The sequence below is a fragment of the Protofrankia sp. Cj3 genome, from assembly GCF_917627355.1.
Classification (GTDB): Bacteria; Actinomycetota; Actinomycetes; order Frankiales; family Frankiaceae; genus Protofrankia.
The window spans coordinates 12,900-15,775 of sequence record NZ_CAKJTR010000119.1 but is presented as its reverse complement, the minus strand read 5'-3'; the positions used below and the strand labels follow the sequence as shown (position 1 = coordinate 15,775).

General features: G+C 64.6%; 2 protein-coding genes and 1 riboswitch. Of the genes, one reads left to right on the top strand and one right to left on the bottom strand.

Translation table 11 applies throughout. From position 1 onward, the window contains the following. Positions 1-27: 27 nt before the first annotated feature. Positions 28-1,059, bottom strand: a complete 1,032-nt coding sequence (gene corA / locus MJ783_RS15885; RefSeq protein WP_239311224.1) for a magnesium/cobalt transporter CorA — start codon at positions 1,057-1,059, stop codon at positions 28-30. Between the two features lie 367 nt (positions 1,060-1,426). Next, positions 1,427-1,594, bottom strand: a riboswitch (M-box (ykoK) riboswitch). 591 nt (positions 1,595-2,185) lie between these two features. Between corA and MJ783_RS15880 the strand changes: the two genes are divergently transcribed. Beyond that, positions 2,186-2,860 carry an O-methyltransferase gene (locus MJ783_RS15880; RefSeq protein ID WP_239311223.1) on the top strand — a complete coding sequence of 225 codons (675 nt, stop codon included), beginning with the start codon at positions 2,186-2,188 and terminating at the stop codon, positions 2,858-2,860. Positions 2,861-2,876 lie beyond the last annotated feature (16 nt).

The window sequence follows — 2,876 nt, the reverse complement described above, 5'->3', positions numbered from 1 at the left end:
CAGCCAGGATCGGCTGTGCCGGTGTGGTCACAGCCATCGCCGGTTCCGGAAGACCATGAAGAGCGTGACGCAGACGGCGAGCATGAGCGCCATCGCGAACGGATAGCCGTACGCCCAGCGCAGTTCCGGCATGCCGTCGAAGTTCATCCCGTACACAGTGCCGACCAGTGTCGGAGCGAACAGGATCGCCGCCCATGCGGAGATCTTTTTGACTTCCTCGTTCTGTTCCAGGCTCGCCTCTGTCAAAATTTTCATTTCCTCGTTCTGCCGCTGCCCGACCAGGGCCGCGTTCACCGTGAGGATGTTCTGCAACAGCTGGCGGAAGCCCTCGATCCGCTCCACCACCTGGACAACATGATCGGAAACGTCGCGCAGGTACTGTTGCAGCTCGGCGTCCACGCCGTACTTGACGAACCCGGCCGCCAACGCCTCCAGCATCCCGAGCAACGGCTTGGTAGCCCGCTGGAACTCGATGACCTCCCGAGACAGCTCGTAGATGCGCCGGCTCACCTCGGGCTCCCCCCGGAACACCTCGGTCTCGATCTCGTCGATGTCGTTCTCCAGCCCCGCCACCACCGGCGCGTAGTCGTCCACGACCCGGTCGAGAATCGCGTACAGCACCGCCTCCGGTCCTCTGGCGAGCAGCCCTGGATCGGACTCCATCCGCTGCCGAACCCTCGGTAGATCCGGGGCATCACCATGACGCACAGTAATTACAAAATCGTCTCCGATGAAGACATGCAGCTCAGAGAACTCGACCTCCTCCCGCATGTCGTTGTAACGCGCCGCCCGCAGCACCACGAAGAGGGTTTTCCCGTACCGCTCCAGCTTCGGTCGCTGGTGCGCCTGCACGGCATCCTCGACCGCGAGCTCATGCAGGTCGAACTCGCTCGCGATCGAGGCGATCTCCCGCTGGTCCGGGCGGACCAGGCCGATCCATGCGAGGTCCTGCTTGTGTTCGTCATAGCGCTCACGCAGCAGTTGGTAGGTCTCACCGAGCGAGTTCGGTTGCGCGAAACGCCGGCCCTCGGTGTAGAACGCGTTCTCCATCACGGTCATCACGCCAGCTCCTCGAGGGGCTTGAGGGCCGCGCCCGTAGGCAGCATGGTGCCGGAGCACTCGTTGATCCAGCGCGCCTACCGAAGCAACCCATGAGTCGGGCCCAGGCTCCAGTCCACCCGCGTTGCCCAGTCCACCCGCGTTGCCTAGTCCGCTGCGTTCGCGTCCAGCGGTGAAATCCTCGTATCGGAAGGGGCCGGGCTCAGGCGGCGGGGGTCGCCGAGCCAGCCCAGGACAGACGCGGACTATGGCCGGGACTCATCCCGCCACCTCCTCTCACGACCGGGCGCCCGTAGGCACAGTTCAGTTCACACGCACAGGCAGTGATCGCACGAACCGAGCCCGTTCAGAACGGGGCCACGTGCGGAACACCCCTCCTCGTCAGAGCTTTGGCACTGCACGGCGTAATCCCAACCAGGAAGCCACCTGGGCCCACCCCTTAGCTCGGGGAGAGCTGTCCTGACCCGGGGCGTCTCTCGACGTTCGGGGTCAGTGGCCTGTGTCCGTGCAGACGCCTCACCGAACGAGGTGCCGCACCGCAAGCCTGCCGCCCAACGCGGGGAGCTGTCAAACCGCCATCCGGTGACGTACGTTCCCGGCATACCGTTGCCAACGCTTTTCATACCAAAAGTAACGATCTTGCTACTTAGGGCGCCCGAGAATAGGACTAGCCGGCTCGTGGCTTCCCGCATCCCGCCCGGCCGCGTTGTCGTCAGTCGGTGCCCAACACCAGGGCGCCTTCCTCCGCCGCCTTGCCGGATCGGGCGCGGATGAGCCGCTCACTGCTCGAACGCCCTATTGCCGGAGCCGCTAAGAATGCTCGGCAATAGAGCATGAATCAAGAAACAGGCTTGGGGCGGCTGGATCGCGAGACGGCGCGGGGGTCACCGAAGGTGGCGGGTGGCGACCGACGAGCCAGGGTACCCATGCGTCGCGCGGCGATGGATAGGGATGATGGATAGGGGGCGATGACACAAGGCGCGTGCCCCAGCCCCGCGACAACCCCGCGATGCCGTTTCCCCTGTTGCCGGTTGCTCCACGTTTCTCGACCATCAAACGGCCAGGTTCGCACGTGGGTCGATCAGCGGCCCGAGATGGAGCCAGAACAGGCTAGTAGCATACCTGTATGTCTAATTTTGATCGTGCAACTGACTCACCGATCCTCGCACACGGTATCCAGCCCTACGTCGTAGCCCACAGCTCACCGCCGGATGAGCTTCTCACCGAACTCGCCGAGGAGACACGGCGGCGGTTCAGCGAGGTCTCCCACATGCGGATCGGAGCCGAACTCGGCACGCTGCTGACTATTCTGACGGCCAGTACGGGCACACGCAGAGCGATCGAAATCGGCACGTTCACCGGATACTCGTCGATATGTATCGCCCGTGGCCTGCCCGCGGACGGGCAGTTGCTCTGTTGCGACGCGAGCGAGGAATGGACCTCGCTCGCGCGTGCGTACTGGACACGCTCCGGCCTCGACGACCGGATCGAACTACGGCTCGGCCCGGCCGCGGCCACCATCGCCGCGCTGCCCGCCGAGCCCACCTACGGCATCGCCTTTGTCGATGCGGACAAAACCTCCTACCAGGCCTACTTCGACCTGCTGGTTCCCCGGATGCGCACGGGTGGACTGATCGTCGCCGACAACGTGCTGCAAGGCGGCAACGTCCTGGATGAGACGAACCAGCAGGCGAACGTCCAGGCGATCCGGGCATTCAACCAGGCGGTGACCACCGATGATCGTGTTCAGGCCGTGCTGCTGGCGGTCTCGGACGGCCTGACGATCGCCCGGAAGCTCTGACCGCCCGCAAACGCCG

Excerpts from the sequence above, each read along its gene's own strand:
- corA (WP_239311224.1), bottom strand. The coding sequence starts at position 1,059 with ATGACCGTGATGGAGAACGCGTTCTACACCGAGGGCCGGCGTTTCGCG.
- MJ783_RS15880 (WP_239311223.1), top strand. The coding sequence starts at position 2,186 with ATGTCTAATTTTGATCGTGCAACTGACTCACCGATCCTCGCACACGGT.